The sequence below is a fragment of the Nocardia tengchongensis genome (assembly GCF_054781395.1).
Genome location: NZ_BAAGUM010000017.1, coordinates 721,402 through 745,002, shown reverse-complemented (window position 1 = coordinate 745,002; position 23,601 = coordinate 721,402). Strand labels below are relative to the sequence as shown.

Genomic DNA, 23,601 nt, shown 5'->3' with positions numbered 1-23,601 from the left:
CGCAGACCAATGCGCGGCCGATGTTACTGGGCTTGACGAGTCGAATACGGGATTGCTCACATCATGGGTTCGTGGCGCGCCGCGCGAAATTCACAAAAAGGACAAGGCACGCAAAAAGAATGGCGCCGGCACGGGTGCGAAGCACCGGCGCCGACGCCACGGTAGAGCCTGCTCGAATCGTTCCTAGCCGCGCGGCAACGGGAACCGCCACGCCCGGATCCGCCGATCCGACAACACGACCAGGGCTCCGGAGGACAACAGCTGGTCCAGCCGCGGCAGCGCCTGCCGGAGCGCCACGACCTGGTCGTCGGCGGTGGCCTCGGCGTGGCGCAGAACCACCACGCTCGGCGCGGACGAGGCGGCGGCCAAGTCGTCGGCGTAGGCGCGCTCGGCGGTCACCAGGGCGCGGCCCAGCGACTTGGCCTGCGCCAGCACCCGGCGATTGTCGCCGTTCTGCGAGCCCACGTCGCGCAGGTGCACGACGTCATAGCCCGCGGCTTCCAGCTTTTCGGCGATCCGGGGGCTCAGGTTCTCGTCGACCAGCAGCTTCACTCCCACCACGGTCGGCGAAAGTCCTTGCACCGCTTCCGCATAGGTCATGTCGAGCGCCTCGGTGCCGGTCAACCGGCTGATGATGGTGCTCGGCTCGGTGATCGCCGAAGCGCCGGTCATCCGCTTGCGCGCACCGGCCACCGCCATCCCGGCCGCGGCGGTCCCGGCGGCCGCAGTCCCGGCCAGACCCGCCCTCCTGCCCAGCCCGGAGATTCCCGCATGAGCGCCGGCCACCGTGCCCCCGGCCTGCTGCGCGACACCGGTCATGCCCGCGCCCTGCAGACTCGCGGCGGCGCCCTTCATATCCAGGGTGGGACTCTGCTCCATGACGGGACTCCGCGCGCCCACGACGGGAGCCTGCACGGCGGGGCCCCGGACGTCCGTGCCGACGCCGGAGTGACCCGACCCGCCACGACCGCCGCCGCGCAGCTTGTTCCACGCCCACCACAGCAGACCCAGCAGGCCGATCAGCGCGGCCGCGACGGCCAGCAGCGCGAGCAGCCACCACCAACCCAGCTTGTCCTTGAACTTCGCGAACCAGCCCTGGGACTTCTCGACGCTCGGCGCGGACAGGCTCGGCAGTTGGAACGAACCGTCGGGCAGTTTCACCGCGCCACTGGGGAACGTGATCGAGCCGTCGGGCATTCTCACCGTGCCGTCGGGCAGCTGCACCGCGCCCTCGGGCAGCTTGAACGCCCCGTCCGGCAGCCGGATCAAACCGTTCGCGTACTGCAGCGAACCGTCCGGGAGCCGAACCGCGCCCTCCGGCAAGCTGATCGACCCGTCCGGCAGTTCGATCGAACCGTCCGGCAGCACGGTATTGCCATTCGGCAATTGGAAGCTACCGTCCGGCAATTTGATGGAACCGTCCGGGAATTGGACATTTCCGTCGGGCAATCGCACGGAGCCCTCGGGGAGCGCGGCGTTCATTCCCGGGAAGGACAGACCGGCCAGTCCCGCGGCCAAACCGCCGGGCGCCGTGCCGAATCCGTGCTTCGGGTTCCAGGAGATCTCCGCGGCGCCATTGTCGCCGCTGAACTTCTGCCGGATGGTGCCGTCGGGGTCGGTGACCGCAGCGGCGGCCGGGAGGCCGAGTTCGGTGGCGGGACCGCCGAGCTTGCGATAGGCCGCCAGCATCGGACCGCGCACCACCCACGCGTCCCGGGGCACCCAGTAGATCGACGCGCCGTCGGGCGCGGAGAAGTCGTTGAAACGCCCGGTGTCGCCGGGTGTCACCACCTCGTCGGTGGTGGGAAACCCGAGGCCGCTCATGGGTCCGCCGAGCCGTTCGTAGTCCGCCAGAATGTCGCCGTAGAGCACGTGCGCGCCGGTCGGCGGGGAGTAGTAGATGGCACCGCCGTCGTAATCGCGGACCGCGCCGCCGCCCGCCACCGGACGGGCGTCACCCTTCGGGCCGCCCAGCGGGGACGAGGCGCCGCCCCACTGGTCGTATTTCTGGGCGATCTCCTCCGCTCCGGTCACCTGGGCCTGCGCCGGGGAAACCAGCAGGGCCGCACCGAGGCCCGCGGAACACCCGAACACCACCATCCGCCGCAATCCGACCGGACTGAAAAGACTGACGTTTCGCACACCGATCCCCTTTTGCCGTGAGAAGGAACGATCAGGGCCGAGCAATGAACACGCCACTCGATGTGGCAAATTGCCCGTTATCTTATTCGATCCCCCGGTCCCAGGGCGGTTCGACAGGACGGGTAAATCAGCGGGTGGCGGGCTGAGTGGCGGACTCCCAAGCGAACCCGTCCGGGTCGGTGAAGGCCGCGGCGCCACCGATGACCAGTCGATGCGAGCCGGTGCCCTCGGCAGGGACGCCCGCGTCCTTGGCGAGCGCGCGGCGCTTGTAGAGCGCCAGCTTGATCGGGGATGAGCCGGCGTCGAATTCGACGTACATGGGGCCGAAGCTCTTGGCGACGGGCAGGCCGCGGTCGACGTAGAAGCGTTTGCTCGCACCGATATTCGCGACGCCGAGCAGCAGCACCAGCGAGTCGAAACGCTTCACGGCCGGGCCGGTGTTCTTCTTCGACGACGTCGCGACCTTCCAGATCGCGCCATCGGGAGCCTGGACCACACCGCCGTAGCCCCACAGCGATTTGGTGGCGGGCTTGACGACCGTCGCGCCCGCGGCGACGGCCGCGTCGAGGTAGGCGTCGGCGTCGGCGGGCTGGGCGACGGTCAGCGACAGCGTGTAGCCGCGGAAGCCGGTGCTCGGGTCCTGGGCGGCGCGGAAGCGCAACTGGGTGTCCAGGCCGAACGCGGTGGCGTAGAAGTGGGCGGCCGCCTCGGGATCGGCGACATCGAGAGTGATGGTTTCGATGGATGTCATGTCCGCAACGCTAGGGTCGCGGCACTGACCAGCGCTTCTCGATTCCTGATCAGTCCGCGACCGCGGCGTCGGCTAGGTCACCGAGTCCAGCGAGGAGAAGACGACCACGTTCGACAGGTAGCTCTTGGCGTTCTTGTCGAAGTCACCGCCGCAGGTGACCACCTGCAGGGTCGCGCCGCCCCGCGGACCGAAGACGGTCTGGTCGGGGAACTCCGATTTCAGGTACATCCGCACATCGGTGACCTTGAAGTGCGCGACCTTTCCGTCCGCCCGGGTCACGTCGATCATGTCGTCCTTCCTGACCTTCTTGAGCGTGAAGAACACGCCCGGGCCCTTGTAGGAGTCGACGTGGCCGAGAATGACCGCCGAGCCCTGCTCGCCCGGCGCCGGACCCTGCTGGTACCAGCCGGCCTGCTGGTAGTCGGCGGGCACCTGGACCGAGCCATCGGCATTGAGCCCCACCGAGATCAGCGATCCGGCCACATTGATCGAGGGGATCGAGAACGACACCGGAGTGGAGCGGGTGATCGACGCCGCCGTCTTCACCGCGAGCGTGGTCGGCGCGACCTTGGTGCTCGACGGCGCGTCGGTGCCGCCGGAGGAACCGCAGCCCGACACCAGGGCCGCGGTGACCGCCAGTACCGCGGCCAGGGCGGCCAGCGGTCTGCGACGAGTCACCTTCGCGCTCATCGCGTTTCGGGTTCCGGTACTCATCGGGCGCTCACCGCGCCGGCCATGCCGCCCGCACCGGTCTCGGGCGCGCCCTTGGGGATCTTGTAGCCGCCGACCGGAACCGCGTCGGTGACCGCGGTGCCGCCGCCGATGCCGGTGGACGCGCCGACCGGAATCGCCATGCCGTTCACGACATCCGCGCCGGCGGCCGCGCCACCGGACACGGTCAGGTCCACGCCACCCAGGCCACCGCCCTGCGCGTCACCGCCGATGTTCGTATTGCCGCCGACCTGCACACCGCCGTTCGCGTTGCCACCGGTCTGCACACCGCCACCGACCTGCACACCGCCATTGGCGTTGCCGCCGGTCTGGACGCCACCGCCGATCTGCACGCCGCCATTGGCATTGCCACCGGTCTGCACACCGCCACCGACGTCCAAGCCACCACCGGCATTGCCGCCGATCTGCGTGTTACCGCCGATCTGCAGACCGCCGTTGGCGTCGCCGCCCGTCTGCACACCGCCACCGACATCCAGGCCGCCACCGGCATTGCCGCCGGCCTGCGTGTTACCGCCTACCTGCACACCACCATTGGCGTTCCCGCCCGTCTGCACACCACCACCGACGTCCAGGCCGCCACCGGCATTGCCGCCGGCCTGCGTGTTACCGCCTACCTGCACACCACCATTGGCGTTCCCGCCGGCCTGCGTATTTCCGCCTACCTGCACACCACCATTGGCATTTCCACCGGCCTGCGTATTTCCGCCTACCTGCACACCACCATTGGCATTTCCACCGGCCTGCGTGTTACCGCCTACCTGCACACCACCATTGGCATTCCCGCCGGCCTGCGTATTTCCGCCAGCCTGCACACCGCCATTGGCGTTTCCGCCCGCGTGGGCGCCGGTCTGCACGTCGACCCCGAGTCCGCCCGGACCGACATTGACGTCGACACCGAGGCCGAGGCCCGGAGCGGGCGCGGTCGTGGTGGGGTCAGCGCTGGCTGACGGCGCACAGAGTGCGACTGCCGCGGCGATGACCACAGCAACCGGGAATGTCCTTGCCGACATTTTGTATTCACTTCCAGACGTCGTTATCGATTGCCTTGCCGTCGAATACCGCAGGCTCGGCGTTACCGACTGGTCGGCCTGAAAGCTGAGAACTAGCGACAATTAGGGGCGGTGAAGACTGGACGTTCGCGTAACCCCCTAACGGTGAGCACCGCAAACACTCGGGATCCCCTAATACCCTGTGGGATTGCTGCGAATCACACCCGCTGCACCTCGGCCTGCCGTGTCGCCCCGGTACCGATAGCCGAAAGATGCTCCGAACCGTGGATCACATCGGTGAAGGCGCGAGCCACGGTGTCACCCTCGAGCGCCGCCTCACAGCGCCGCGCCAGCTCGTGCCGATCGACATCCGGGCGCAGCTGCGGCCGCAAGGTGATCTCCGCGACCACGCCCTTGGAACGCAGCACCCGCCGGAACGAGTCCGCCAGCGAATCCACCCCGACAAAGCCGGGGACCGTGGACAGTTCGCCGCGCGCGACGTACCGCAGCCGCAGCGGCTGCACCGGCGCACCGGAATCGACGGCGGCCTGGAACAGCGCGGGCCGCAGCCTGCCGTGGGCGCGGCCACACCAGGTGGTGCCCTCGGGGAAGAAGCAGACGCGTTCACCGGCGGTCAGACGCGCCGCCATGGTCTCGATGACCGACGGAAGCTGCCGCAGCCGTTCCCGATCGATCGGAATGACCCGCACCTTCTTGGCCACGTCACCGAGCGCCGGCCACTCCACCAGATCGGCGCGGGCCACGAACCCCATGGGCTCGACGGCGGTCAGCGCCAGGATGTCGGTCCAGCCGATGTGGCGGGCCACCACCAGGACTCCGCCGTCACGGCGATCCCCGGCAGCCCGCTCGTCGGTGATGCGGACCCGAATCCCGCAGCAGGCCAGCAGGGCTCGCGCATAGCGGCGCTGCAGCCCGGTCCGGCGCCGGCGCGGCGTGGCGACGTGCGCGATCGGGAAACTCAGCAGCACCCCCGCGATGCCGAGCACGCGGGCCGCGACCCGCAACGTGCCCGCCTCAGCGGGGGAATCGACACACGAAGGGCCGCAAGGACTGTGCGGCATCCACGAGTGGGCGGTGGGCTCGGCCGGCGGGCACGACAGCGCACCGGCCTCCGGGGACAGCAGAGCGGGCATCATCGGATATCACCGGGCATCCAGGCTGTTGGCCGCGCCCTGCAGGCGCTCCAGGTAGCGGGTGTTGATGGTCTCCAGACCGAGCAGCGCGACGAAATCGGCCACCGCGAAGTCCGGGTCGTGGGCGGGCTCGCCGCAGATCTCGGCGCCCAGGCGTAGGTAACCGCTCAGCAGCGGCGGCAGCTTCGGCCGGGCCGGGGCCACCAGGTCGTCGAGGCCGCGACCGTCCACCACGACCGGGTTGTACGGGCGCACATGGCGTTCCGTATCCAGCGCGTGCTTGCGCAGCAGCAGATCGCGCACGCCGCGCACGTTCACGCCGGGCTCGTCCTCCGGGGTCATCCGCATCGGCACCGACACGCAGCCCATCACCCAGTCGTAGCCGGTGAGCTGGATGTAGTGCAGGATGCCCGCCCACATCAGGGTCAGCACCGAGCCGTTGCGGTGGTCGGGGACCACGCAGGCGCGGCCCATCTCGACGATCCGGTGACCGACGGGATCCAGTGCGGTCAAATCGAATTCGGTGGCGGTGTAGTAGCCGCCGGCGGCGGTCACCTTGTCCGGGGGCAGCATGCGGTAGCAGCCGACGAACTGATCCGTCAGCTCGTCGCGCACCAGCAGGTGGTCGCAGAAGTCGTCGAAACGGTCGGCGTCCAGGCCGGTTCCGTTGTCGGGGATGGTGAATCCCGGCTCATTGGCGAACACCTGGTAGCGCAGGCGCTGCGCGGCCTCACGATGCTCGGCATCGGAGGAGACGACCAGGGAGTACTGGGACCGCCCGGTGGTCCGGGGCGGTTCCGGGGCGGGCTTCGACGCGGTTGCCAGCAGGCTGGAATTCGACGCTGCCATCGTGGTCATAGCCTTGATCAAGCCAGCCGCAGACTGCGCCGGAGCGACAGCCGGATTACCTGTCGATGCCAGTCCGGTGAACGCGACGCAGACCGCACCGGGAGTTCATCCGACCGCCCTTGAACGTTCTCTACCAGGACAAACGCTCGTATCCCTGATGGGTACCGGCGAGTAGGAAAGCCGTTGCGACGGGCCCGCGAGCGGGCGGCGAGCGCTCGGCAACACGGAAGATGCCAGCCTACGCCTGGGCCGCCGAGCCTTGCATCCCGGGGGTCCAGTTCCGGAACGAAGGCGAGTCAGTTCCGGAACAGCAGCGCGGCATCCCCGAATTCGTGCCAGAGATAACCGGACTCCAGCGCCACCCGATAGGTCTCCCCCACCACCTCCGCACCCACCACCGATTCCAGCAGATGCAGATGCGAGGCTCCCGGCGCATGCCACCCGGTGATCAACCCGTCCACCACCCGCGCCGGGCGATCAGCGCTGAGCACCAACTCCGTCCAGCCGGCCATCGGCCGCACCAGACCATCCGCGCCGGCGGCGGTTTCGAGCGCCCGCGTCACCGTGGTTCCCACCGCCACCACCCGGCCGCCCGCCCCGTGCGTGGCATTGACGAGCCTGGCCGTCATCTCCGGCACCGCGAACCGTTCCGGGCTGGGCGGCTCCCCGGTCTCCGGCGACGACACACCCGTGTGCAAGGTGATCGGCGCGAACCCGACCCCGCCCGCCACCAACTCGGTGACCAGCGACTCGGTGAACGGCCTTCCCGCACTGGCCATTTCGGCACTCCCCGGCTCGATGCCGAAGACCGTTCGATAGTAGGAAGCCGACCAGCGCTCGGCCACATACGAATAGGTGATCGGCCGTCCGTGCCGCGCGAGCAGCCGCCGCACGTCTGCGGCACTGCCTTCCGGAGCACCGCCGATCGACGCGGCGACATCGGCGATCCACAGGCGGCCCGCACCGGCCAGCCACGGTGCGCGCAGGACGGCGACGTGGCCGTCCGGGAGAGGCAAGTACGCACCGGGTTTCAGCGCCGCGCCGCGCCACGGGATACCTCGGGGATCCCGCACCTCCACCACCCAGCCGCCGTCGTCCAGCCACGTGGAGAAGTGCAGCACCGCGGGCTCACCGCCGTACTCGGTGTCCACGGCCGCGGTGATCATGGCGGAGTTGTTGACCACGACAAGATCTCCGGGGCGCAGGAACGACGGCAGTTCCCGGAATCGCGCGTGGGTGAGCGCGGGACCGTCGGCCACCATCAGACGCACGGCATCGCGGGTCAGGCCGCGCGCCTCGGGCGGGGCGGTGGCCGACAGCTCGTCGGGCAGGGCGAATTCGATCGCGGCCGACCCGAGTGCCACACCGGGTCCGGAATCGGCGCTCGGCCCGCACTCCGCACGCGTGTCGATCGTCATGGCGCGACCCGCATCTCCGACGCGAGGTAGCGGCCACTCGGCGGGCGCGTGTCGAGCAGGTGCAGCAGGGCGGGGACGACGGATTCCGGTTCGGGGCGGTCGGAGATGTCCTCGCCGGGGAAGGCGGCCTGGTGCATCTCGGTGCGCATGTCGCCGGGGTCGAAGCTGTAGATCCGCAGCGTGGGGTTCTCGGCGGCGAGGACGTTGGTGAGTTGATCCAGCGCCGCCTTGGACGCGCCGTAACCGCCCCAGCCCTCGTAGCCGCCGACGGCCGCATCGGAGCTGATATCCACCACGGTGCCGCCCGCGATGCGCAGGGCGGGCAGGGCGAGTTGCAGAATCGCCAGGGGTGCAATCACGTTCGTGTCCAGGACGGTGGCGAGCTCGTCGAGGGGGTACCGGTCCAGTCTCGGCAGTGGGCTGGGGCCCAGTGCGCTGGCGTTGTTGAGGACCAGTTCCAGTCGCCGCGATCCGATGGCGTGCGCGATGCGTACCCGGACCGCCGGATCGGCGACATCCCCCGCGATGGCGTGCGCGCCGGTCGCGGCCCGCACTCGCTCGAGCCGATCCGCGCCGCGCGCGACGATGATCAGCTCCCAATCCCGCTCGGCGAGCGCGAGCGCGACCGCCCGGCCGAAGCCCGCCGACGCCCCGGTGACCAGGGCCCTTCTCTTGTTCTCAGGCATACTGCCATCCTGAAACCTGAAGCTCTGTTCAGGTCAATGACTTTTCACCCACGGCGAAGAAGAGGCGCGGGCCGAGGACACGGCGAATCGCTCCGACCCGATCGGGCCGGAGCGATTCGCGGTGTGCTCGACGCCGCGCGGGTCAGGCGTTCTCGCGCGCGAAACTGCGGGAAGCGACCAGGATCAGCAGCAGCGACACCGCGACGGTGACCGCGGTGCCGAGGTACACCTCGTGCGCGCCGAAGTCGCCCCGGAACAGCGCCCGCGCCGCATCCACGGTGTGCGAGAACGGATTCACCTTCGCCAGGTTCTGCAGCCAGGTCGGGCCGACCGTCATCGGCAGCAGGATGCCCGACAGCAGCATGACCGGCACCGACACCGAGTTCAGCAGCGAGGCCAGGGTGTCCTCCGAACGCGCCCACAGGCCCAGCGCGTAGGAGGCCGACGCCAGACCCGCGCCCATCACCGCGATCAGCGCCAGCGACAGCACCATCCCCAGCGGGTTCGGCCGCAGCCCGAACGCCAGCGCGGCCACGCCGACCAGCACCAGCGCCTGCACCACCAGCACCACCATGTCCTTGAGCACCCGGCCCAGCAGCAGCGCGCCACGCGAGGCCGGGGTGACCCGCTGGCGTTCGACCACGCCCGCGCGCAGCTCGCCCACGATGCCGAAGCCGACGAACAGCGCACCGAACAAACCGATCTGGATGACCAGGGCCGGGGTCAGGATCTTCCACGGGTCCGCGCCGGGGCCCAGCGCGGGTGCGATGCCCTTCACCAGCGGCCCGAACAACACCAGGTAGATGATCGGCTGCATCAGCCCGATGATCACCCAGACCGGGTTGCGCAGGTTGGCTCGCAGCTGGGACCAGAAGATCAGTCCCGTATCGCGCAGAAATGTCATGACCGGTCTCCTTCCCGGAGCGAACGCCCGGTGAGCGTGAGGAATACGTCGTCGAGGCTGGGGCGCTTGACGGTGAGCGAGCCGGGCGTGATGCCCCGGTCGCCGAGGGCGCGCAGCAGCGGAACCACCGCCGCGTCACCGTGTTCCACGGTCAGGTGCACGAGACTCTTTCCGGCATGGCCGTTCTGGCCCTCGGTGCGCAGCCGCGAGCGCAGCGCCAGCACGTCACCGGCGATGTCCATGGCCAGATCGGCGCTGTGGGACTCGATTTCGAGGCTGATCACGTCGCCGGAGATGCGCCGCTTGAGCTCGTCGGGGGTGCCCTCGGCGACGATAGTGCCGTGATCCATCACCAGGATGCGGTCGCACAGCGCGTCCGCCTCGTCCAGGTAGTGGGTGGTGAGCACGACGGTGGTGCCCTCGTCGCGCAGCCGCCGGATGTGATCCCACAGGTTGGCGCGGCTCTGCGGATCCAGGCCCGTGGTGGGTTCGTCGAGGTAGATGAGGGTCGGCCGGTGCACGAGCCCCAGCGCGATGTCGACGCGCCGGCGCTGGCCGCCGGAGAGCTGCCCGCACTTGCGCCGCTCGAGGCCGTCGAACTCGAGGGCCTTGGCCAGGTCGGCGGCGCTGGCCTTGGCCTCGGCCTTGGACAGCCCGAAGAGCCGGGCCTGCAGGATCAGTTCGTCCTCGACCAGTTCGGTCTCATTGGTCGATCCGCCCTGCGGCACGTACCCGATCCGGGAGCGCACGGTCCGCGCCTGGGTGCGCAGGTCCGCGCCGACCACGGTGGCTTCGCCCGCGGTGGGGGCGAGCAGGGTCGAGATCATGCGCAGGGTGGTGGTCTTGCCCGCCCCGTTGGGGCCGAGCAGACCGATGATCTCCCCGTAGCGCACGTCGAAGTCGATACCGGAGACCGCTTGCACGTCACCGGTTTTGGTCGCGAAGGTCCGGGCCAGCCCACGCACCCGAATGACCGGGTCGGTGGGTTCACCGCGAACGGGTGATGTCGTTTCCACGCCTCAACCGTAGAAACGACTTTTCAAATAGTCAAGCTTGACTATTAAAACTTGACTACCGCCGCGGCGGTGGCCGATCATCGCACCGGCGGTGGGATCGGAGCCCCTCCCATCGTCCCCGACCAGGCATCCAGCTCACCGTTCTCGATCCGACGCAGCGTCCGGCGCGACCACTCCAGGTCCGCCCGCACATGCGCGGCCGCCAGATTGATCGCATCCGCCACGTGATGCGGCTCCGCCTCCCGCGGATCACCGCTGCCCGACAGAATCCGCTCCTCCTCACGCTCCAGGAACAGCAGATTCGCCTCGAACTGCAGGATCCGGCTGCGCAAGGCGGCCAGCACGTCATCCTTGGGCGCGTGCGGAAACAGCGACACCGTCGCGAAATACGGATGCTTGAGCTGATCGGCGGCGAACAGCGACTCCCGGAGCAACTCGCCGAACTCCTTCTCCCCCTCCGACGTCAGCCGGTACGTGCGCCGCTCCGGCCGGGCGCCCTCCTGCCCGACACCCTCCACCGAGATCAGCCCGTCGCGCTCCAAGGTGTTCAACGCGCCGTACACCGACCCGGGCTTCACATTGGCCCAGTCATCGGCATGCCAGGACAGCAATTCGCGGCGAACGTCGTAGCCGTGCACGGGTTGCAGCAGGCGCACCACCGCCAGCACCAGCAATCGGGTTGTAGGAACAGCCATATTCGCAGGTTAACCCTCGCCACCGAACGAACGAGCCGCCCGGTGACAACACCAGGCGGCTCGATTCGGAAACAGCTGTCAGGCGGCTAGTCGATCGCGCTCCGGAGCCGTTGCCGCGGAACCCTTTTCGACCTCGTTGAAGCCGGGGCGGCCGCTGCCGATGAACGCCACCAGCCACGACAGCACCGCGGCGAAGCGGTTACGGAAACCGACCAGGTAGAACAGGTGCACGGCGAGCCAGGTCAGCCACGCGACGAAGCCGGTGAACTTCACCTTGTCATTGATCTTGGTGACCGCGTTGAAACGGTTGATCACCGCCATCGAACCCTTGTCCCAGTACTGGAACGGGGTGGCGGCGAGCTTCTTGCCGCGAATGATGTCGGCGACGTGGCGGCCCTCCTGCATGGCGACCGGCGACTGGCCGGGGTAGCCGTTGAGGAAGGTCATGTCACCGATCGCGAAGATGTCCGCGTGACCGCCGACCGTGCAGTCGGGATTGATGAGAAGGCGTCCGGCGCGGTCGGTTTCGCAGCCGGTGGCCTCGGCCAGCACCTCGGCGAAGCCACCCGCCTGCACGCCCGCCGACCAGACCACGGTCTCGGCCGCGATGCCGCGCTCCACGCCGTCCTTGCTCTTGACGGTGACCTTGCCGTCCTCGATATCGGTCACGAAGGTGTCGACCAGCACCTCGACACCGCTCTGCTCCAGCGACTGCTTCGAATACTCCGACAGCCGGCCACCGAACGGCGGCAGCACCACGCCCGCACCCTCGACCAGAGTGACCGTGTCCTCCAGGTGGAAGTACCGCTTCGCGAGTTCCTTCAACTGACCCGCGACCTCGACGCCGGTCGCGCCCGCACCCACCACCACGAAGCTGAGCAGTCGGCGGCGGGTCTCCGGGTCGGCGGTCTTGGCCTGCTCGAAGACGCGCTCGATCTGCGCGCGCAGGGCGCGGGCGTCGTCGATGGTCTTGAGCGAGAACGTCTTGTCCGCGAAATCGTCGCGACCGAAGTAGGACTGGCTGGCGCCGGTCGCCGCGATCAGCTTGCCGTAGCGGATCTTGCGCGGGCCCTCGGCCGTCTCATAGGTGAGCACCGCGTTCGGGGCGTCGATGGCGGTGACCTTGCCCAGGCGGGTCTCGCCGTTCTTGTGCTTGCGCAGGATGTGCTGGATGGGCGGCGCGATCTCGTCGGAAGCCAGCACACCCGTCGCTACCTGATAGAGGAGTGGCTGGAAGAGGTGCTCGGGGGTACCCGAGATGAGGACGTAGCCGACTCCCGACTTGTTCAGCTGCTTGGCGGCGGCGAGACCACCGAAGCCCGATCCGACGATGACGACATCGGCGGTTTCGATATCCGCCTCCACGTTGTACATGACTGCTCCCTTCTCTCATGACTAACCGTGATTCGGAACGCGGTTGTTCCAGCTGTCAGGGCGCATAATCAAGATGACTCTTATCTACGTTGATCATGAATTGGAGAATGCGGTGGAGCTGCGGCAACTGGCCTACTTCGTGGCGGTCTGCGAGGAGCTGAGCTTCAGCCGGGCCGCGAGCCGCTGCTTCATCTCGCAGTCGGCTATCAGTCACCAGATCGCGCGGCTGGAACGCGACCTCGGCGTGAACCTCTTCGAACGCTCGACCCGATCGGTCGTTCCGACCGACGCGACCACTCGGCTACTTCCCCTTGCGAAACAAATGCTGAGCCTCGAATCCGCCATTCGCGCAGCTGTACGGGCCTCCGGGCCACGCATTCGCCTCGCAGCAAATATGAGCTTCGCAACTAGATCACTGTCCGCGATCGCGGGCGCACGCGAGGCGCATCCGGGCGCGGAGATCGAATTCGTCATCAAACCCTTCCGGCAGCGCATCCAGGCGGTGGCCGACGGCGACTGTGATCTCGCTCTCATCCGCGGCAGCGTGGACCAGCCCGGACTGCACGTCGAACAGCTCTGGCTCGAGGATCCGGTCATCGCCACCTCGACCGCCCACCCGCTCGTCACCCGCGGCGGCGACGTCACCCTCGCGGAACTCGGCGCCTATCCCCTGCTGCTCCCCCCGGAGTCCGAACAGGTCCTGCTCCACAACGTGGTCCGCGCCGCCTTCGCCGACCTCGCCACCGGCCCGGTCTTCGGCCCGCCCATCCCACCCGACCACACCGCCACCATGGAACTCATCAACCGCCCCGACGCCTGGACCATCCTCTACGCCGACAGCCAGACCGAGGGCATCGCCACCCTCCGCCTCACCGGCCACCCCCTCCGCATCCCCGTCTCCGCCGTCACCCGCGCCGAAGGCCGCACCTCCCCCATCGTCACCACCCTGCTGGCCGCCCTGCACAGCTCCTGAACGCCACGAACAGATCGTCGACCGGTCCTCGTCCAGTGCGACGCGAACCGGCGGCGCGCGAACAGTTCCGGCCGCAGTAGGTTTCGCGTCAGGCCAGTGCCGTCGCCACCGCGAGGTGCAAGCGCAGGTCCTGCGGCTCGTCGTCCTGGATCGCCCAGACGATCTCCTCCATCGACCGCATGAACGCCCACGCGCGCGCCCGATCGACCGGCACTTCCAGGGCCGCGGCCGTCCGCGCGACCACCGCCCGCGCATGCGCCGGCTTCGGATCACTCTGCACCTGGATCATCACCAGGAACCCGGCGTCGAATGCGGCCTCCACAAGGTACGCCTTCGGATCGATGAGCAGCCACGGCTCCCGCTCCGCCGCAACGATATTGCCCAGATGGGTGTCGCGGTTGACCACCAGCAGCGGCCCCTCCGGCACCGCCAGCTCCGCGCCTCGCTCGGCGGCTCGTTCCAGCAGTCGCGCCGGAATCACCTCGGCGACAGCGGCTTCCGGTTCGCCGAACATCCCCGCCCACTCCGCGACCATCCCCGCGGCGGTCGGCAATTCCGGGAACCCCGCCGGCACCACGACCGGCTCCCGCCGCAGCCTGCGATACAACTCGCACGCCCGCTCAACCTTCGCGATGTTCTCCGGCCGTCCCTCGAGGCTCGGAAACCCGGGCTGATACAGCAGTTCCGTCCCCGGCCGCGCCCACTCGAGCAACATCGCCCCGCTCCCCGGATCGAATTCGTAGAGTCGGACCGCCCCGTCCCCGCCATAGCAGTACAGCCCCGTCGGCTCCCCGGCATTCTCCTCGTCGACCACCGGCACCTTCAGCACGGCGACCGACCCGTCCGTCCGCCGCACCGGCGCGACCCACGAATGCGTCCCACCCCCGAAGCTCCCCCCGACGACCTCCAACCCCCAAGCTCCGCACAGCTTCTCCACCACCAACGGCAGTGCGGCCAGCCACCGCGATCCCCGGTCCCCGAAGCTCCCCGCGATGTTCTCCGCCACCCCCGGCGGCAACGAGATCGACATCAGCCCACCCTGCCCGACCCCACACCGAATCGCCACGGGTGTCCGGCCACCGTGGCGATTCCCGCCCCTACAGGATCTCGCCCGCGCCGGGGTTGCAGATAGTGCCGCGACCCGACTACGTCGGACCGCGATCGGGCACGTCAGCCGACTCGCGGATGCAAGTTGACGGGGGCGCAGATGTTGGTGCTGCCGAGCACCGAGCACAACACCAGAGTCTGCAAGTTGCCGAGCGCGTTGTTGGCCGAACCGCTCGAATCGCCCGTAGTGGGAATTCCGGGGAAGGTGGGGGGCGTCGAGGCTGCCGCCGCCTGCCCGGCCCCGACGGTCAGCGCCGCCGCGATACCGGCCACGGCGATGAATGTGCGCATATGAGAAGTCCTTTACCGAGGGTGGAGCAGGCGGTTCAGCCTGCGAGAACGCAGCCCAGCCCGCAGGTGGGTGCGGTGTTCGCGCCGCCGCTGCCGCTCGGCGTGGACTGTGAGCTGCCGCTGGCGGGCATCGAGGTCTGCGGCGGCAGGACTACCGGGCCGCCGGTGGCTATCGGGGTGGGTGCGACCAGCGGAAGCGGCGCTGCGGCAGCCTGCCCGGCTCCGACGGTCAGCGCCGCCGCGATACCGGCCACGGCGATGAATGTGCGCATGACAGTGACTCCTTCAGTGGAGAGTTCGTGGCCGGACCGCCCGGCCGCCACCAGAAAGATAATCGCTTCCATTTCAGAATTTGCCCGAAGTCCGCGACCCGGGTGCCCCTGATTCCATGGGCGGTCGAGCTCCAACCCCATTCCGCAGCAGCGGTTTCAGCAGGTTCGCGCCGACCACAGTCCCGCCGGCAGCGTCTCCCGATCCACTGCCTCCCCGGTGGTGACCACCGAGGTGAACTGCTCGTCCAACTGCGCCGAGATCCGGTCGAACACCTTCGGCGGCGCGTCGGACCCCAGCCATTCGGCGAGGTCGAAGTGGAAGGCCGCAGCGACGGCGGTCAGATCGAGACCGTCAGCCGCATCAGCCTTTTCCGGGGAAGCCGGCTCCGGCTGCCGCCGTCGAGGATCGAATCGCCCGAGCAGCGCGCCACTCTACGACGGACCTCCGCGTCACCCGCCGATGGTGGGATCCTCGCACATCTGAAAGAAGCCACAGCTGTTGCTACCGCCGCCGGTGTTCGCGGGCGCGGGTTGCGAGCTGCCGCCGGCGGGCATCGAGGTCTGCGGCGGCAGCACGACCGGACCGCTGGTGGCGATGGGAGCGGGGGTGGTGAGTGGAAGCGGCTCCGCCGCCGCCTGCCCGGCCCCGGCGGCCAGCGCCGCCGCGATACCCGCCGTAGCAATGAATGTGCGCATGAGAGAAGGCTTTCGGTGGAAGTTATGGTGCACTACCCGACGTTCGGCTCCCGGAGCGGGGTGCACAGGTTGCTGCTGCCCGCCAGGGGGCACAACAGCGCGCTCTGAGGGCTGAGGTAGGTCTGTCCGTTCGAACCGGTATAGAACGGTGATGAAGACGAACCTGTAGTACCGGTCGGCGAGATGGAGACCGGTTCGACCGCAGAGTCCGCCGCGGCCGGGCCGATGCCGACCGAGAGGGCCGCTGCGACGGCGGCGACGGTCATGAGAATCCGCACGATGCAGTACCTTTCGATGCCGCGATCGGCCTCCGCCGGATCGCGCCCCCAGATGTGAAATGCACCTTTTCATGATCGGGGCAGAGTCTCCGAGCCCCCAATCCTCGGGGCACCAACGCAAACTCTCCCACGGCCATAGCGGCCGGGGGACAGTGGATTGCGGGTTACCGCAGGCAGCGGTTTCAGGGTTCGGGCGTCGAGGTCTCGTGTACGGTCCGCCACCGATAGGTGCGCCCGTCGGTGATCAGCACCGCCGTCACCGTCCGACCGGTGCGGGCCTCCCCCACCCGATTCTCCGCGACGAACCGCACCACCAGCACGTTGCCACCGCGGGCCAGCTCCCGCACCTCGGAGACCTCGATCTCCAACCCCGGCTGCAGGTTTCGCGCCGACCACAGTCCCGCCAGCAGCGTCTCCCGATCCACTGCCTCCCCGGTGGTGACCACCGAGGTGAACTGCTCGTCCAACTGCGCCGAGATCCGGTCGAACACCTTCGGCGGCGCGTCCGAGCCCAGCCATTCGGCGAGGTCGTAGTGGAAGGCCGAGACGATGCCGGTCAGGTCAACATCGCCTGCGGTATCGGCCTTCTCAGGGGCCACCGGCTCGGCCTGCCGACGCCGAGGATCGAATCGCCCGAGCACCGTGTCATATTACGACGGCACGCCCGGCCTGACGTCACTCCAGCAGTGGCCGTTGGTCAGGATGCACCAGATTCCGGCGATCCCGGCGGCGCTTTGCGTCGCGCTCCCGGTCGAACCGCTGTCGGCGCCCGCGGTGTCGGTCGCCACCGGGGTTCCCGAGACATCGATCAGCGGCAGCGGCGCGGCCGCCGCCGGGCCAATTCCGGCGAGCAGTGCGCCCGCGGCGAGGCCGGCGAGGATGAGAGTGCGCATGGTGCACAACCTTTCGAGCAGCGATGGCCCGGACCTTCGCCGAGCCGCGCTCACAACGTAAGGGAACACGTTTCCGATTTGTCCGGATTCCGGCGCACCCCCGCGCCCTCAATTCCTGTGGCACCCAAATCGGGGCCGCGCCCCCCGGAAGCGAAAAAGAATGTCCCCCAGCCGATTCCGGCCGGGGGACATTCAGAGTGCTTTCACCAGACGGTGAATCAGCCCTTGTGGGCCTTGACCGCCTCGGTCAGCTGCGGGGCGACGTTGAACAGGTCGCCGACGATGCCGTAGTCCGAGATCTCGAAGATCGGGGCCTCTTCGTCCTTGTTGACGGCCACGATGGTCTTCGAGGTCTGCATGCCGGCGCGGTGCTGGATGGCGCCGGAGATGCCCAGGGCCACGTACAGCTGCGGGGAGACCGTCTTACCGGTCTGGCCGACCTGGAACTGGCCCGGGTAGTAGCCGGAGTCGACGGCGGCGCGGGAAGCACCGACGGCGGCACCGAGGGCGTCGGCCAGCGGCTCGACGACCTTGCCGAAGTTGTCGGCCGAACCGACACCACGGCCACCGGAGACCACGATCGCGGCCTCGGTGAGCTCGGGGCGGTCGCCGCCCACGTTCGGCTCACGCGAGATCACCTTGGTGACGCCCTCTTCCTGCGCGGGCAGCTCGACGACGACCTTCTCGCCGGCGGCGGCCTGCGGGGCGGCCTCGATGGCACCCGGACGGACCGAGATCACCGGCACGTCGCCGGTGGCCTTGGCGTCCACGGTGAACGCGCCACCGAAGATGGAGTGCTGCACCGAGCCGTCACCGTTCACGGAGATGACGTCGATCAGCAGACCGGAACCGATGCGGGCGGCGAGGCGACCCGACACCTCCTTGCCGTCGGCGGTGGCGGCGACCAGGATCGCGGCCGGGGAGGCGGACTCGGACAGGCCGGCCAGCACGTCGACCTTGGGGGTGACGAGGAAGCCCTCGGCGTCATCGCCCTCGGCGACGTAGATCTTCTCGGCGCCGGCCGCGGCCAGCGCGTCGCCCAGCTTGTCGGCGGTGCCGGGGGCGGCGACGACGACGGCGGCCGGGGTGCCCAGCGCGCGGGCGGCGGTGAGGAGTTCGGTGGTGACCTTCTTGGGCGCACCGTCAGCGTGCTCCACGAGCACGAGTACTTCTGCCATTGTTCTTTCTCCTGAAGTTCGTTCGCTCGGGGGCGGCTTTAGATGATCTTCTGACCGACCAGGTAGGTGGCGATCTGGTTGCCGCCCTCACCCTCGTCGACGATCTTCGCGCCCGCCGTGCGCGCCGGCTTCGGGGTCACACCGGTCACCTGGGTGCCGGCGTTCGCAACGCCCACGGTCTCCGGGTCGACGCCCAGATCGGCCAGGGTGAAGGTCTGAACTTCCTTCTTCTTGGCGGCCATGATGCCCTTGAAGGACGGGAAGCGCGGCTCGTTGATCTTCTCGGTGACCGAGACGATGGCCGGGAGGGTGGCCTCCAGCTTGAAGACGCCCTCGTCGGTCTCGCGCTCGCCGGCGATGCGCTCGCCGTCGACGGTCAGCTTGCGAAGGTGGGTCAGCTGCGGCAGGCCCAGGTACTCGGCGATGATCGCCGGAACGGCGCCGGCGCGACCGTCGGTGGCCTCGTTGCCCGCGATGACCAGCTCGATGCCCTCGATCTGGCCCAGAGCGGCGGCCAGGATGTAGGACGTCTGCACGGCGTCGGAGCCGTGGATCGCCGGGTCGTTGATGTGGATGGCCTTGTCCGCGCCCATCGAGAGGGCCTTGCGGATGGCCTCGGTGGCCCGATCGGGGCCGGCGGCCAGCACGGTGACCTCGCCGCCCTGCGCCTCCTTGATCAAGAGCGCCTCCTCTACGGCGCGCTCGTTGATCTCGTCGAGGATGGCGTCGGCGGCCTCGCGGTCGAGGGTGTAGTCACCGCTGGTCAGCTTGCGCTCGGACCAGGTGTCGGGAACCTGCTTGATCAGTACGACGATGTTCGGCATTGGTCTTCGTCGACCTCCTGTTCTGGTGGCACTGGGTGTGGCGGTCGCACGAGTTTTGCCGTACGTCCACAAGTAGCTCGTTCGGGAGATTACCCTACGTTAAGTTACTCGTGGGTAACTTAGCGTGTGACTTTCTGCATCGGTTGATCCGGTCGCGGGTGTGATATGTGCAACCGCTAACGTCGGAGCAATGAGCGAGGCCGTGAGACCTGTTGAAAACCACACCGATCCCTTGCCTTTGACCGGTGAGCGGACGGTGCCCGGCATCGCCGAGGAGAACTACTGGTTCCGGCGGCACGAGATCGCCTACGTCCGCATGCTGGAACAGTGCGAGGGCAAGGTCGTCCTCGAGGCCGGCAGTGGAGAAGGCTACGGAGCCAACATGATCGCCGGCGTCGCCGCGCGCGTCACCGGCCTGGACTACGACGACAGCGCCGTCGCCCACGTGCGCGCCAAGTACCCGCGCGTGGAAATGGTGCAGGGCAACCTGGCCGCGCTGCCGCTCGACGACGCCTCGGTCGACATCGTGGTGAATTTCCAGGTGATCGAACACCTCTGGGACCAGTCCCAGTTCCTGCGCGAATGTCTGCGGGTGCTGCGCCCCGGCGGCAAGCTGCTGATCTCCACCCCGAACCGGATCACCTTCTCCCCCGGCCGCGACACCCCGCTCAACCCGTTCCACACCCGGGAGCTCAACGCCGCCGAGATGACCGAACTGCTCGTCGAGGCCGGCTTCACCGTCGAGTTGATGGCGGGCATCTTCCACGGACCCGAACTGGTAGCGCTGGACGAGAAGTGGGGCGGGTCGATCATCGACGCGCAGATCGAGCGGGCGCTGGCGGGCGAGCCGTGGCCCGCGGACCTGGCCGCCGACGTGGCCGCGGTGCGCATCGACGACTTCGAGCTGCTCGCCGACTCCGAGCGGGACATCGACGCCAGCCTCGACCTGCTGGCCGTCGCGGTGAAGCCGTGAGGGAGCGCAGCGACCGAACCGAAGGCACCGCCCGCTTCGGGCACGCCGGAGCCGAGCGCAGCGAGGTGCAGGCGTGACCGACAACACCTCCCCGGTGCCGGGCCAGTTCACGCTGGTCCTGCACTCGCACCTGCCGTGGCTGGCCCACCACGGGCGGTGGCCGGTCGGCGAGGAGTGGCTCTACCAGTCCTGGGCGGCGTCCTACCTGCCCGTCGCGAAGGTGCTGAGAACCCTTGCCGCCGAAGGCCGTTCGCATCTGATCAGCCTCGGGATCACGCCGGTGCTGGCCGCGCAGCTCGACGATCCGCACTGCCTGAAGGGCATGCATCACTGGCTCGGCAACTGGCGGCTACGCGCCGACGAAGCCTCCATGGCGGGCAACACCGCGCTCGGCGGGCACGAACATCGGCTCGCCGCAGCGGCTCTCGACGATTTCGAGACGCGCTGGATGCACGGCGCCTCACCGGTGTGGCGCGAGCTCATCGACGCCGAGGCCATCGAATTGCTGGGCGGGCCGCTGTCGCATCCGTTCCAGCCGCTGCTGGATTCGCGACTGCGCGAATACGAACTGGTCGAGGGACTCGCGGACGCGCGGGCGCGCTGGGGGCACACGCCGGCGGGTATCTGGGCGCCCGAGTGCGGGTTCACCCCGGGCATGGAGCGGACCTACGACAAGGTCGGCATCTCGCATTTCATGGTGGACGGTCCCGCGCTGCGCGGCGACACCACCCTGGGACGGCCGGTGTGGGATTCGGATGTGGTGGCCTTCGGTCGCGATCTCGCGGTGAGTTATCGCGTCTGGTCGCCGAAATCCGGCTACCCCGGGCAGCCCTACTACCGTGATTTCCATCACTACGATCACGCCACCGGATTGAAGCCGGCGCGCGTCACCGGCAAGACCGTCTCCGGCCCTGACAAGGCTCCTTACGATCCCGCGCTCGCGTCGGCGGCCATCGAGAAGGACGTCGCGGACTTCGTGGCGACGGTGCGCGAACGGCTGATTTCAGAGTCGGAGCGCATCGGCCGACCCGCCCTGGTGGTGGCCGCGTTCGACACCGAACTGTTCGGGCACTGGTGGCACGAGGGCCCGCAGTGGCTCGAACAGGTGCTGCGCGCACTGCCCGAGGCCGGGGTCACCGTCGGCACCCTCGCCGATGCCCGGGCCCGCGGTTACGTGGGCGAACCCGTCGAATTGGCCGATTCCTCCTGGGGTTCGGGCAAGGACTGGCGGGTGTGGGCCGGGGATCAGGTCGCGGATCTGGTCGAGTTGAACGCCGAGGTGGTGCGGCTGGCGCTGGACACCATCGACAAGATGCGGGTCGACGCCACCGGCCTGCGCGACCCGGTTGCCGACCAGCTGCTGCGGGAGGCGATTCTGGCCGTCTCCAGCGACTGGGCGTTCATGGTGTCGAAGGATTCGGCGGCCGGCTACGCGCGTGACCGAGCCCATGAACACGCGCACGCCGTGCGCGAGATCGCGGCCACGGTGGCGGCCGGGCAACTCGCCAAAGCGGGTCAGTTGGCGGCAGGATGGTATCCGGCCGACGGACTCTTCCCCGCGCTCGATGCGCGCAGGCTCGGCCCCGCTTCAGAAGGACCCGCATGAAGATCTTGATGGTGTCGTGGGAGTACCCACCCGTCGTAGTCGGTGGGCTGGGCCGTCACGTCCATCACCTGGCCGTCGAGCTGGCCGCCGCCGGGCACGAAGTCGTCGTGCTGGCGCGCCGGCCGATGGGCACCGACGGCACCACCCACCCGACGCACTCCTTCATCGAGGAGCGCGTGCTGGTGGTGGCCGTCGCCGAGGATCCGCCGGTCTTCGACTTCGGCGAGGACATGCTGGCCTGGACCCTGGCCATGGGACACGCCATGGTGCGGGCCGGGATCGCGCTCGACAAGCCGGGCATCGGCGAGGGCTGGACGCCCGACGTGGTGCACGCCCACGACTGGCTGGTCGCGCACCCGGCCATCACCCTGGCCGAGTACTACGACGTGCCGCTGGTCTCCACCATTCACGCCACCGAGGCGGGCCGCCACAGCGGCTGGGTGTCGGGGCGGGTGAACCGGCAGGTGCACTCCGTGGAGTGGTGGCTGGCGCACGAATCCGACGCGCTCATCACCTGTTCGGAGTCCATGAAGGACGAGGTGCACCGGCTCTACGGCGCCGAGAAGGTGCCGATGACGGTGATCCGCAACGGTATCGACGTGGGCGCGTGGACCTTCCGTGAGCGCGCGCCGCGTTCCGGGCCGCCGCGACTGCTGTACGTCGGCCGCCTCGAATACGAGAAGGGCATCCAGGACGCCATCGCCGCGCTACCGCGCATCCGCAAGGCGCACCCCGGCACCACCCTCACCGTGGCCGGTATCGGCACCCAGTTCGATTGGCTGCGTGAGCGGGCCCGCGCCCACCGCGTGGCGCGCGCGGTCAACTTCGTCGGCAAGCTCGACCACACCGATCTGCTCGGCTGGCTGCACAGCGCCGACGCGATCGTGCTGCCCAGCCGCTACGAGCCGTTCGGCATCGTGGCGCTGGAGGCCGCCGCGGCCGGTACCCCGCTGATCACCTCCACCGCGGGCGGGCTCGGCGACCTCGTCACCGACGGCGTCACCGGCGCGTCCTTCGAACCGGCGGACGTGAACGGCGTTGTGGAAGCGGTCATTTCGGTGCTCGACGATGCGGCCGCCGCGCAGGATCGCGCCTGGGCCGCCCGCGAACGACTCACCGCCGACTTCGCGTGGGATGTCGTGGCCGAGGAAACCGCACTGGTCTACCAGAGCGCGAAGCGTCGCGTGCGCAACCCCGTCGGACGTCCGGTCATCTCGGAACGTCCACTGCCCGAACGGGATCCGAACCAGCCGTACTGAGCGGCGGCGCTCGGAATTTCTCCGCGGAGTCGTCTGCACCTCGAATTGGAACGAGTTCTAATTCGAGGCCGGCTCCGGTGTCAGTCGAACGGGCAACCCGGATTCGGGGCATCCTCGGACAGCGGACTGCCCGCGGGCAGGGCGTACAGCACATCCAGGATCTGCGCCTCGCTGCCCAGATTCCGCTCGAGATGCACATTGCCGGACCCCGCCCGTTCCACGAACGCGGTCCCCGCCCCACCGACCTGGTCCACCGCGCAATCCGAGTCGTAATGACTCAACTGACCCTGCCGCAGCACCGCGTACAGCGTCCCATCGTGGTAGTGCCAGCCCGTGGAACCGCCTGGCACAATGGTGATTTCACGCAGGATGTAGTCGGTGTCGCCGATGGTGGTCCGCGAGATGATCACCCCGGTGACCCCATCGGAGGGCGTCGCCTGTGCGGTCGCGGCGAGCGAGGCCACCAGCGCGCAGGACGCCAGACCGGTCAGCACAGCTCGAAAACCGAGAGTCACCGGCTCACGGTAGCGCGCACGGACCC

26 protein-coding genes are annotated in these 23,601 nt (G+C 68.8%); 4 read left to right on the top strand and 22 right to left on the bottom strand.

What is annotated here, in order from left to right:
* Positions 1–183: 183 nt before the first annotated feature.
* The 12 genes from ACYVKL_RS34475 to ACYVKL_RS34420 form a co-directional block, all read right to left on the bottom strand.
* The gene (locus tag ACYVKL_RS34475) at positions 184–2,142 is read right to left on the bottom strand and encodes a DUF5615 family PIN-like protein (RefSeq protein ID WP_379166811.1); all 1,959 of its coding nucleotides are present in this window, start codon (positions 2,140–2,142) and stop codon (positions 184–186) included.
* A 127-nt stretch (positions 2,143–2,269) separates the two neighbouring features.
* Positions 2,270–2,893, bottom strand: a complete 624-nt coding sequence (locus tag ACYVKL_RS34470; RefSeq protein ID WP_379166813.1) for a VOC family protein — start codon at positions 2,891–2,893, stop codon at positions 2,270–2,272.
* A gap of 72 nt (positions 2,894–2,965) precedes the next feature.
* Entirely contained in the window at positions 2,966–3,571 is a 606-nt protein-coding gene (locus ACYVKL_RS34465) for a class F sortase (protein ID WP_379166814.1), read from the bottom strand.
* Between the two features lie 32 nt (positions 3,572–3,603).
* Positions 3,604–4,635 carry a hypothetical protein gene (locus ACYVKL_RS34460; RefSeq protein WP_379166816.1) on the bottom strand — a complete coding sequence of 344 codons (1,032 nt, stop codon included), beginning with the start codon at positions 4,633–4,635 and terminating at the stop codon, positions 3,604–3,606.
* 197 nt (positions 4,636–4,832) lie between these two features.
* Positions 4,833–5,771, bottom strand: a complete 939-nt coding sequence (locus ACYVKL_RS34455) for a lysophospholipid acyltransferase family protein (protein WP_357193311.1) — start codon at positions 5,769–5,771, stop codon at positions 4,833–4,835.
* A 6-nt stretch (positions 5,772–5,777) separates the two neighbouring features.
* Positions 5,778–6,626 (bottom strand): GNAT family N-acetyltransferase, encoded by an 849-nt coding sequence (locus ACYVKL_RS34450; protein WP_379166818.1) that lies wholly within the window; start codon positions 6,624–6,626, stop codon positions 5,778–5,780.
* 287 nt (positions 6,627–6,913) lie between these two features.
* Positions 6,914–8,035 carry an S-adenosylmethionine:tRNA ribosyltransferase-isomerase gene (locus tag ACYVKL_RS34445; RefSeq protein WP_379166821.1) on the bottom strand — a complete coding sequence of 374 codons (1,122 nt, stop codon included), beginning with the start codon at positions 8,033–8,035 and terminating at the stop codon, positions 6,914–6,916.
* The gene (locus ACYVKL_RS34440; protein WP_379166822.1) at positions 8,032–8,721 is read right to left on the bottom strand and encodes an SDR family NAD(P)-dependent oxidoreductase; all 690 of its coding nucleotides are present in this window, start codon (positions 8,719–8,721) and stop codon (positions 8,032–8,034) included. Before ACYVKL_RS34440 ends, ACYVKL_RS34445 begins: the two co-directional genes overlap by 4 nt.
* A gap of 142 nt (positions 8,722–8,863) precedes the next feature.
* Positions 8,864–9,625 carry an ABC transporter permease gene (locus ACYVKL_RS34435; RefSeq protein WP_379166824.1) on the bottom strand — a complete coding sequence of 254 codons (762 nt, stop codon included), beginning with the start codon at positions 9,623–9,625 and terminating at the stop codon, positions 8,864–8,866.
* Entirely contained in the window at positions 9,622–10,641 is a 1,020-nt protein-coding gene (locus tag ACYVKL_RS34430; RefSeq protein ID WP_379166826.1) for an ABC transporter ATP-binding protein, read from the bottom strand. The genes ACYVKL_RS34435 and ACYVKL_RS34430 overlap by 4 nt, the downstream gene beginning before the upstream one ends.
* A gap of 77 nt (positions 10,642–10,718) precedes the next feature.
* Entirely contained in the window at positions 10,719–11,336 is a 618-nt protein-coding gene (locus ACYVKL_RS34425; RefSeq protein WP_379166828.1) for a PadR family transcriptional regulator, read from the bottom strand.
* 78 nt (positions 11,337–11,414) lie between these two features.
* Positions 11,415–12,710, bottom strand: a complete 1,296-nt coding sequence (locus ACYVKL_RS34420) for an NAD(P)/FAD-dependent oxidoreductase (RefSeq protein ID WP_379166830.1) — start codon at positions 12,708–12,710, stop codon at positions 11,415–11,417.
* A 112-nt stretch (positions 12,711–12,822) separates the two neighbouring features.
* Here ACYVKL_RS34420 and ACYVKL_RS34415 point away from each other — a divergent pair, with 112 nt between their 5' ends.
* Positions 12,823–13,683, top strand: a complete 861-nt coding sequence (locus ACYVKL_RS34415; RefSeq protein ID WP_379166832.1) for a LysR family transcriptional regulator — start codon at positions 12,823–12,825, stop codon at positions 13,681–13,683.
* An 88-nt stretch (positions 13,684–13,771) separates the two neighbouring features.
* Here the strand turns inward: ACYVKL_RS34415 and ACYVKL_RS34410 are convergent, their stop codons facing one another.
* The 9 genes from ACYVKL_RS34410 to ACYVKL_RS34370 form a co-directional block, all read right to left on the bottom strand.
* The gene (locus tag ACYVKL_RS34410; protein ID WP_379166834.1) at positions 13,772–14,713 is read right to left on the bottom strand and encodes an aminoglycoside phosphotransferase family protein; all 942 of its coding nucleotides are present in this window, start codon (positions 14,711–14,713) and stop codon (positions 13,772–13,774) included.
* Between the two features lie 140 nt (positions 14,714–14,853).
* Positions 14,854–15,081 (bottom strand): hypothetical protein, encoded by a 228-nt coding sequence (locus ACYVKL_RS34405; RefSeq protein ID WP_379166836.1) that lies wholly within the window; start codon positions 15,079–15,081, stop codon positions 14,854–14,856.
* Positions 15,082–15,116: 35 nt separating this feature from the next.
* Positions 15,117–15,353: a hypothetical protein gene (locus tag ACYVKL_RS34400; RefSeq protein WP_379166838.1), complete on the bottom strand. Its 237-nt coding sequence runs from the start codon at positions 15,351–15,353 to the stop codon at positions 15,117–15,119.
* Between the two features lie 450 nt (positions 15,354–15,803).
* On the bottom strand, positions 15,804–16,049 hold the full coding sequence (locus ACYVKL_RS34395) for a hypothetical protein (protein WP_379166840.1): 246 nt from the start codon (positions 16,047–16,049) through the stop codon (positions 15,804–15,806).
* Between the two features lie 32 nt (positions 16,050–16,081).
* Positions 16,082–16,327 (bottom strand): hypothetical protein, encoded by a 246-nt coding sequence (locus ACYVKL_RS34390; RefSeq protein ID WP_460773879.1) that lies wholly within the window; start codon positions 16,325–16,327, stop codon positions 16,082–16,084.
* 182 nt (positions 16,328–16,509) lie between these two features.
* Complete coding sequence (locus ACYVKL_RS34385; RefSeq protein WP_379166843.1) at positions 16,510–16,968, bottom strand: hypothetical protein; 459 nt, start codon at positions 16,966–16,968, stop codon at positions 16,510–16,512.
* Positions 16,969–16,977: 9 nt separating this feature from the next.
* Positions 16,978–17,220 carry a hypothetical protein gene (locus ACYVKL_RS34380; RefSeq protein WP_379166845.1) on the bottom strand — a complete coding sequence of 81 codons (243 nt, stop codon included), beginning with the start codon at positions 17,218–17,220 and terminating at the stop codon, positions 16,978–16,980.
* A 218-nt stretch (positions 17,221–17,438) separates the two neighbouring features.
* Positions 17,439–18,398, bottom strand: coding sequence for an electron transfer flavoprotein subunit alpha/FixB family protein (locus tag ACYVKL_RS34375; RefSeq protein WP_379166847.1), 960 nt, complete (start codon positions 18,396–18,398; stop codon positions 17,439–17,441).
* 38 nt (positions 18,399–18,436) lie between these two features.
* A complete protein-coding gene (locus tag ACYVKL_RS34370) occupies positions 18,437–19,222 on the bottom strand; it encodes an electron transfer flavoprotein subunit beta/FixA family protein (protein ID WP_357096241.1) in 786 nt (261 codons plus the stop codon).
* 190 nt (positions 19,223–19,412) lie between these two features.
* Here ACYVKL_RS34370 and ACYVKL_RS34365 point away from each other — a divergent pair, with 190 nt between their 5' ends.
* The 3 genes from ACYVKL_RS34365 to ACYVKL_RS34355 all read left to right on the top strand — a co-directional run bounded on the left by ACYVKL_RS34365 (position 19,413) and on the right by ACYVKL_RS34355 (position 23,060).
* A complete protein-coding gene (locus ACYVKL_RS34365; RefSeq protein WP_213557219.1) occupies positions 19,413–20,195 on the top strand; it encodes a class I SAM-dependent methyltransferase in 783 nt (260 codons plus the stop codon).
* A 73-nt stretch (positions 20,196–20,268) separates the two neighbouring features.
* Positions 20,269–21,801 (top strand): 1,4-alpha-glucan branching protein domain-containing protein, encoded by a 1,533-nt coding sequence (locus ACYVKL_RS34360; RefSeq protein WP_379166850.1) that lies wholly within the window; start codon positions 20,269–20,271, stop codon positions 21,799–21,801.
* Positions 21,798–23,060, top strand: a complete 1,263-nt coding sequence (locus ACYVKL_RS34355) for a glycosyltransferase family 4 protein (RefSeq protein ID WP_379166852.1) — start codon at positions 21,798–21,800, stop codon at positions 23,058–23,060. Before ACYVKL_RS34360 ends, ACYVKL_RS34355 begins: the two co-directional genes overlap by 4 nt.
* Positions 23,061–23,140: 80 nt before the next feature.
* Here ACYVKL_RS34355 and ACYVKL_RS34350 read toward each other — a convergent pair whose 3' ends face one another.
* Positions 23,141–23,575, bottom strand: coding sequence for a cupin domain-containing protein (locus ACYVKL_RS34350; protein ID WP_379166854.1), 435 nt, complete (start codon positions 23,573–23,575; stop codon positions 23,141–23,143).
* Positions 23,576–23,601 lie beyond the last annotated feature (26 nt).